Below are 6276 nucleotides of genomic sequence, written 5' to 3'. Positions count from 1 at the left end.
CGACGACGACCGCGTCGAGCGTCTCCACGTCGGGCTTGCGCTTCAGCCACTCCCGCCCGCGGTCGCCAGGGGTGTAGGGCGCGTCCGGGTCCTTCAGCATGACTCCCTCGTGGCCCGCGTCGAGCGCGGCCGCCTCCGCCGCCTCGACGGCCTCGACGTCGCTCGCCAGGTCGAGGGTCGCGGCCGCGTCCGGAGCGGCGTCGACGAGGCGGTCGTGGCGGACCCGGAGCGGTTCGTCGAGGAGGTCCGCGCCGTCGGCGTGGAGGCAGTCGAAGGCGTGGAGCCGGAGCGACACCTCCTCGCGCATGCGGTCGACGTCGTGTTTCCGGCGGAACCGCCGCAACACCTCCTGGAACGGGAGCGGGTCGCCGCCCTCGTCGACCGCGACGACCTCGCCGTCGAGGATGACCGGGACGTCGACGCGGTCCGCGACGCGCTCGGCGATCTCCGGGAGCGCGTCGGTCACGTCGTCCATGTTCCGGGAGTAGAGCCGCGGACCGAGCGCCTCGCGGTCGGTTCCGCCGTCCACTTCGGGGTCGTCGGCCTCGCTCTCGTCGTCGGCCTCGCCCCCGTCGCCGGGCACGTAGTGGACCTGCACGCGCGCCCCGTCGAACTTGGTCTCGACGGCGACCTCGCCGAACGACTCGACCGCGTCGGTCGCGGTCCCGGCCTGCGCGAGCATCGCCTGCACGGGACGCCCCACGACGAGCCCCTCCGCGCGGAGGCCGGCGAGCCCCTCGTCGCGCGCGAGGGCCGCGACGCGGCCGTAGTCGTTCGTCACCTGCAGCGCCCGCTCGACGGCGGCGACCGCCTCGTCGCCGGCGCAGAGGGTCGGCTCCGCGTCGTCGCTCTCGGCGGGGCCCGCGTCCGGCTCCGACTCCTCGCCGTCGCCAGCGTCCCCGACCGACTCCGAGAGGAACGTCTCGGCGACCGCGTCGCGGACGGTCCCCTCGCCGACGCCGATCCGCATCTCGCCGAGCACCAGGCGCGCGAGGAACTTCGCCTCGGCCGGATCACACCGATTGAAGAGGCCGAACAGCGCGTCGAGCTTGCGCGACTCGCTGCCGTCGCCCGACGCGGCCGCCAGCTCGCGCAGCGCCCCGTCGACCTCGGCGACCGTGAGCGCGTCGCGGCCCTCTCCGAAGGCGGCGAGGCCGCGTTGGCCGCCGAAGTCGAAGCCGGCGGCGACCGCGCCGATCTCGCCCGCCTCCGCGAGCCGGTCCTCGACGTCGGCGGCCGTCACGTTCGGGCCCGCGGCGCGGGCGATCGCCTCCCGGCACAGCGCCGGGCCGATATCGAGTGTCCGCGTGTCGTGCGCCGGGAAGACGCGCCCGAGCAGGAAGCGGGTGACCGTCGGGAGGTCGTCGCCGGCGCGGAGGGCCGGCTCCGCGTCGTCGCTCGCGTCGGCCGCGTTCCCCCCTCCGCCGGCCGCCGCGAGCAGGTCGGCGACCGCGAGCGTCGTCCCGATGTCGCCCGGCTCGGCCGCCAGCCGCTCGGCGCGCGCGGCGAACGTGGCGAACTCCATAGGGTGGGTCGGAAATCGGCGGGCAAAAGCGCCCCGATACGTCCCACGTGCTCCCGCTCTCCGCCCCGACCCCACGTCGTGCCGACCGTCCCCACGCCGCCGATCGGCCGTAGCCCTTTTTACGAGGCCGACACGTCGACCGTCCCATGAGCACGGATTCCGCCCTCGCAGACGGCGTCCGCGAGGCGCTCGCCGTCGACCCGGACGAGTTCGCCGCGCGCGCCGAAGAGGAGGCGGAGATCGTCAAACAGGAGCTCCGCGACGGGTCCTTCGACAACCACCAGTCGATCGTCGGCTTCGAGTACGAGTTCTACGCGGTCGCCGACGGGCGCTGGAGCGAGGAGTCGCGGGCCGGCGAGTACGCCCTGATGCGCGTCCCGCGCCGGCTCCTGGAGCTGATGGGGTTCGAGAAGGAGCTCGGGCTCCACAACGCGGAGATGTCGACGAGCCCGCAGCCCCTCTCCGACCACGGGCTCCGGGCGCAGCTCGCGGAGGTTCGCGCGCGGCTGGAGGCCGCGGAGAACACCGCGGGCGTCGAGGGGATGCGGCTCGTCTCCGACGGGATCTGGACCATCCCCCCGACCGGCGAGACGGCCCGGGGGTACCTCACCGACTGCGTCGACGTCGACGGCGTCACCGTCGCGGTCAACATGAGCGACTCGGTCCGGTACCACGCGATGGCGAACGCGGGCGCGGACGACCGGTGGGGGACGGTCGTCGAGGCGCCGGGGGTGTCGCTCGCGGCGGACACCGTGATGCCGGAGAGCCTCATCACCTCGATCCAGCCGCACTACCAGGTCGCGCACGCGGAGACGCTCCCGCGGCACTTCCGCTACGCGCTTCGGATCGCGGGGCCCCTCCTCGCGCTCGGCGTCAACTCGCCGTTCTTCCCGCCGGAGCTGTACGACGAGGGCTGGGACGGCCAGCGCGTCCTCGCCGAGGGCGCCGCCGAGAACCGGATCCACGTGTTCGAGTCGGTGCTCAACGAGCGCACCGAGGACGACAAGGTGCGGTTCCCGCGCGACGTCCACGACGTCGAGACCGCGGTCGACCGGATCGCCGGCGACGAGACGCTCGTCCCGATGCCGGAGCCCGAGGGGACCGACCGCTTCGACGACGCGTTCGCGACCTTCCGGACGAAGCACGGCAGCTACTGGCGGTGGGTCCGCCCGGTCTTCGAGGGGGCGAGCCGGTCGAGCGCGAACGCCCGGATCGAGTTCCGCCCGATCGCGGCCCAGCCCACCGTCCGCGACTCCATCGCCTTTCAGGCGGCGTTCGCCGGGCTGATGGAGGCGCTCCCGCAGCGCGAACACCCGGTCATCCGGCTCGACTGGGAGACCGCCCGCGACAACTTCTACGCCGCCGTCGCCGACGGGCTCGGCGCCGACGTCGAGTGGATCGGCCGCGACGGCGAGACCACGACGGACACCGACGCGATATACGAGGACCTCCTCGATCACGCCGAGGCCGGCCTGCGGACCGCCGGCTGTCCCGAGGAGGAGGCGGCCTCGTGGCTCGCGCCGCTCCGGTGGCGCGTCGCGAACCGGACCACGCCGGCGAGCTGGAAGCGCGACCGGGTCCGCGCGCGCCTCGACGCCGGCGACGACTTCGAGACCGCGGTCCACGACACCCAGCGCGAGTACATCGACCGACAGTCCGAGACGCTCGTCGAGGGCGGCTTCTCGGCCTGGAAAGACAGCGGTGACGCGGAGTAGCATTTATAAAAACGGACGGCCGAAGACCGCACCAACCGATCCGGCGCGCTCCAGCGAGCGGCTCGGAGGGCCGCGAGCGGACGGCGCGAGGTCGCCGGCGCTCCGCGCCGGCTGCCAGAGAATCTTCGATTCTCGCTGGAGTCAGTCGCCCGGAGCGACGCGGAGGGCGACTGACAGGGCGAGAGCGAAGCTCTCGCTTGCAGCCGGACGTAGTCCGGCGACGAGGCTGGGGAGGCGTGAGGTTGCGGTGCTGTGCGGTCGGGTGGGACACAAAGGGGCAGCCACGAGGAGCGCGGAGGCGACGCAAGCACCGCAGGGAGCGAGTGGAACGAGCGACTGAGGAGCGCAGCGAGCGTGCGCGCTCCTCGTGGCTGGGGCTTTGGAGGTGTTCACCCCCGATCCCGAGTCAATCTCATTTAAACGAACGTCTGTGTCACCGATCGAGGATAGCCCACGCTCACGGAGCAAAAACGCGTATGAATGGCGGACAGGCGGGGTGGCCCGGCGTTCCGGCGCGGGGTATCCCGGTTGCCTTCTCCACCCCGCGACCCGACGAGCGACGGGCGTTCGGCGATGGGCTGCTCGCTTCCGCGCCTGACCCGATATCGCCGACGAACCGCGACGGACCGCTCCTGCGAGCGGGCGCCACGGACCGCTGTCCCCGGCGGACGAGGCTTCCACGTTGGCTCTCGGGGCCCGCGCCGGTCTGACCGGACGCGCCCGCTGTTCGGTCCCCGCTAAAGACTACCTCACGGGTGACGAGCGGGGCCTAACCGCCCGACCTAGTCCGTTTGACGATACTCGGGTCCGGCATAAGGGCCTTTCGTTCGGCGGCGCCCTCCCTACGACAGCAGCGCTCGGGCGTACACCGCGGCGGAGACGGGGAGCGGGACCGACACGGCGACGACGGCGGGCGCGTGCCACTGCAGCCAGCGGTAGTCGCCGAACATCGTCGTCGGCTCGACGGCGAGCGCCCACGTCGCCGCGCTGAGCGTGGTCACGACGCCGAGGATCACCGCGACGCCCGCGAGCGTCCCCGGGTCGAGGTTCCCTTCCTCGACCGAGGCGACGACGACGGCGGTCAGCAGCGCGAACAGCGCGATCCCGCCGGCGCCGAGGGTGCCGGCGGCGTAGTAGCCGGCGAGCTGCGTCGCGTACCCCGACACGAGCGCGTACGGGGCCGCGAGCACGACCACGGTGACGACGCCGGCGGCGATCCCCGTCCGGCGAGAGACGTCGCGGAGATTCATGCCCGTCGGTCGGTCGGGGACCGCGGTAAAAGGACCGGATCGGCGCCGGCGGCGCCGCCGACCGCCCGGCTCCACCGTCGCACCACCGCATCGACCGCGTCGTCCGCACCGGCCACACCGACCGCCCGGCTCCACCGCCCCTCTCCCGTCCCGTCCGTCCCCGAGCCCCGTACCGTTTTGAGTCGCCGGCGCGGAGTGGGGGTATGAGCCTCGACGTCGACCCGCCGGAGCCGCCCGAGCTCGCCGCCGTGGACCCGAACGAGTACGAGGACGCGGAGGTCGCCGGCGGCGAGTACCGCCGCGACGACCTGGAGGCGCTCCTCCAAGAGGGGGCGTGGGAGGACGCCTTCGAGGAGTGGGCCGCCGGGAGCGACATGGACGAGGCGGACTGGGAGATCGCCGTCGACCTCGGGCTCGTCTCCCGCTTCGACTTCTTCTGGGACGACTTCGCTGACCGCGTCGGCTACCACGCCCCCGGGCTGCCCGAGGACTGGAAGGAGCGCGACCTCCACCCCGACCTCGACTCGTGGGGGACCGTTTCCGCGATCAACGCCGGGCTCACCGAGCTCGGCCAGATCGTCTGCGAGACGCTCAAAGAGGAGTACATCGACTGGGAGGCCGACTTCGAGGCGCCCGACGACCTGCCCGACTTCGAGGAGTAGCGCCCCGCTCGCCAGCGGCGCCCGCCGTCCCGCCCCGCTCGACTAGTGCCCCCAGAGCGCCCCGTCGGGGGCGTACCGCGCGTCCATGATCCGGTCCCACTGCGCGTCCGAGAGGGCGAGGTCGGTCGCGGCGACGTTCTCCGCGAGCTGGTCGGTCGTCCGCGCGCCGACGATGGGGACGCAGGTGAACTCGTCCCACTCGGTGAGCCACGCGAGCGCGACCTGCGCCGGGGTGGCGTCGAGCTCGGCGGCGACCTCGCGGACCGCGTCCAGCACCTTCCAGCCGCGCTCGGAGAGGTAGAACCGCTCGAACCGGTCGTCGAAGCTGGCGCGCGACCCGTCCGGCGCGATCACCTGCTCGGGGTCGTCCGGGTCGGCGCGCTCGTACTTGCCGGTGAGGAACCCGCCCGCCAGCGGGGAGTACGGGCAGACGGCGATGTCCTGGTCGATACAGACGTCGAGGTACTCGCTCACGTCCTCGTAGTAGCCGGCGTGGTGGAGCGGCTGGACCACGTCGAACCGGGCGTAGTCGTTGGCGTCGGCGGTCCACAGCGCCTTCGTCAGCTGCCACGCCGCCATCGTCGACGCGCCGAGGTAGTGCACTTTCCCCTCGGAGACGAGCTCGTCGAGGACGCGCATCGTCTCTTCGATGGGCGTCTCTTCGTCCCAGCGGTGGATGTAGTAGATATCGAGGTAGTCGGTGTCGAGCCGGTCGAGCGTCCCCTCGACCTGCGCGCGGATGTGCTTGCGCCCGAGCCCCGAGTCGTTGGGGCCGGGCTCGCCGCGCCCGTCGAACGGGAAGTACACCTTCGAGGCGATCACGTAGTCCTCGCGGTCGCGCTCCGCGAGCCACTCGCCGACGTACTCCTCGCTCGTGCCGTTCGGACTCCCGTAGACGTTCGCGGTGTCGATGAAGTTGATACCGTGCTCTTCGACCGCGTCGAGCAGCTCGTGAGCCTCCTCGCGCCCCGTCTCGACCACGCCGTTCGTCTCCCGCCCGAAGCGCCACGTCCCGAAGCAGAGCTCCGAGACGCTCAGTCCGGTGTCGCCGAGCCGTCGGTAGTCCATATCCCGCTCCACTCGCCGTCGAGTCATAAAGCGTGGCGACGGCGAGTGGAGCGGGA

Annotated in this window: 5 protein-coding genes and 1 other RNA gene; 2 read left to right on the top strand and 4 right to left on the bottom strand. The window is 72.5% G+C overall.

Annotation, left to right across the window (positions count from 1 at the left end; genetic code table 11):
- A partial coding sequence (locus tag DJ75_RS09480) for a DNA ligase (RefSeq protein WP_094524246.1) occupies window positions 1-1525 on the bottom strand: 1525 nt, incomplete at its 3' end.
- Between the two features lie 146 nt (window positions 1526-1671).
- Between DJ75_RS09480 and DJ75_RS09475 the strand changes: the two genes are divergently transcribed.
- Window positions 1672-3240 (top strand): hypothetical protein, encoded by a 1569-nt coding sequence (locus DJ75_RS09475; protein ID WP_094524245.1) that lies wholly within the window; start codon window positions 1672-1674, stop codon window positions 3238-3240.
- A gap of 481 nt (window positions 3241-3721) precedes the next feature.
- On the opposite strand, the gene ffs is transcribed toward DJ75_RS09475, so the two are convergent.
- Both ffs and DJ75_RS09465 read right to left on the bottom strand, forming a co-directional pair.
- An RNA gene (gene ffs, locus DJ75_RS09470) (signal recognition particle sRNA) lies at window positions 3722-4033 on the bottom strand.
- A gap of 49 nt (window positions 4034-4082) precedes the next feature.
- Entirely contained in the window at window positions 4083-4490 is a 408-nt protein-coding gene (locus DJ75_RS09465; RefSeq protein ID WP_094524244.1) for a hypothetical protein, read from the bottom strand.
- Window positions 4491-4693: 203 nt separating this feature from the next.
- Here DJ75_RS09465 and DJ75_RS09460 point away from each other — a divergent pair, with 203 nt between their 5' ends.
- Window positions 4694-5152: a hypothetical protein gene (locus tag DJ75_RS09460; protein ID WP_094524243.1), complete on the top strand. Its 459-nt coding sequence runs from the start codon at window positions 4694-4696 to the stop codon at window positions 5150-5152.
- A gap of 42 nt (window positions 5153-5194) precedes the next feature.
- Here the strand turns inward: DJ75_RS09460 and DJ75_RS09455 are convergent, their stop codons facing one another.
- A complete protein-coding gene (locus DJ75_RS09455) occupies window positions 5195-6220 on the bottom strand; it encodes an aldo/keto reductase (protein WP_094524242.1) in 1026 nt (341 codons plus the stop codon).
- Window positions 6221-6276 lie beyond the last annotated feature (56 nt).

The sequence above is a fragment of the Halorubrum sp. Eb13 genome (assembly GCF_002252895.1).
Taxonomy (GTDB): Archaea; Halobacteriota; Halobacteria; order Halobacteriales; family Haloferacaceae; genus Halorubrum.
The sequence above is the reverse complement of the archived record's forward strand: the minus strand, read 5'-3'. Positions and strand labels throughout refer to the sequence as shown.

Excerpts from the sequence above, each read along its gene's own strand:
- DJ75_RS09475 (WP_094524245.1), top strand. The coding sequence starts at position 1,672 with ATGAGCACGGATTCCGCCCTCGCAGACGGCGTCCGCGAGGCGCTCGCC.
- DJ75_RS09465 (WP_094524244.1), bottom strand. The coding sequence starts at position 4,490 with ATGAATCTCCGCGACGTCTCTCGCCGGACGGGGATCGCCGCCGGCGTC.
- DJ75_RS09460 (WP_094524243.1), top strand. The coding sequence starts at position 4,694 with ATGAGCCTCGACGTCGACCCGCCGGAGCCGCCCGAGCTCGCCGCCGTG.
- DJ75_RS09455 (WP_094524242.1), bottom strand. The coding sequence starts at position 6,220 with ATGGACTACCGACGGCTCGGCGACACCGGACTGAGCGTCTCGGAGCTC.